The sequence below is a fragment of the Thermobrachium celere DSM 8682 genome (genome assembly GCF_000430995.1).
Taxonomy (GTDB): domain Bacteria; phylum Bacillota; class Clostridia; order Clostridiales; family Caloramatoraceae; genus Thermobrachium; species Thermobrachium celere.
Map to the genome: position 1 here is coordinate 5,835 of NZ_HF952025.1, position 606 is coordinate 6,440.

Consider the following 606-nt stretch of genomic DNA (forward strand, 5'->3'; position numbering starts at 1 on the left):
TTGGTCGGGGTGACAGGGATTGAACCTGCGACCTCATGGTCCCAAACCACGCGCGCTCCCATCTGCGCCACACCCCGAYGACATACTTTATTATATATCATTTTTTTAACTTTGGCAATACCTAATTTATAAAAAAAATATTTTCATAATCTTTTCAATTTTACTATTTTAACTTAATCTATTGACTTATATACCCCTATATAGTTTGATAGGAGGAAATAAAATGAATACTAAAGTTGAAAGATTAGAAAATAATAAAGTAAAGCTTGAAATAACTGTACCAAGTGAAAAGTTCAATGAAGCTGTAGAGAAGGCTTATAAGAAGAATGCTTCAAGATTTAATGTTCCAGGCTTTAGAAAAGGTAAGGCTCCAAAGGCAATAATAGAAAAGTACTATGGTGAAGGCGTATTTTACGAAGATGCTGTAAACTACATACTTGATGAAACATATCCAGCTGCTATTAAGGAAAACAACATTGAACCAGTAGATAGACCAACTATTGACATAGTTAAGATTGGTAAGGGAGAAGATTTTGTTTACACTGCAGAAGTTGTTGTAAAGCCTGAAGTTAAGTTAGGAAACTATAAGGGAATAGAAGTAAAGAA

1 protein-coding gene and 1 tRNA gene are annotated in these 606 nt (G+C 33.7%); one reads left to right on the forward strand and one right to left on the reverse strand.

Annotated features, from left to right (window positions below):
- Position 1: 1 nt before the first annotated feature.
- A tRNA-Pro gene (locus TCEL_RS11340) sits at positions 2 to 77 on the reverse strand.
- Between the two features lie 146 nt (positions 78 to 223).
- On the opposite strand from TCEL_RS11340, the gene TCEL_RS11345 reads away from it, so the two are divergent.
- A partial coding sequence (locus TCEL_RS11345; protein WP_040684072.1) for a trigger factor family protein occupies positions 224 to 606 on the forward strand: 383 nt, incomplete at its 3' end.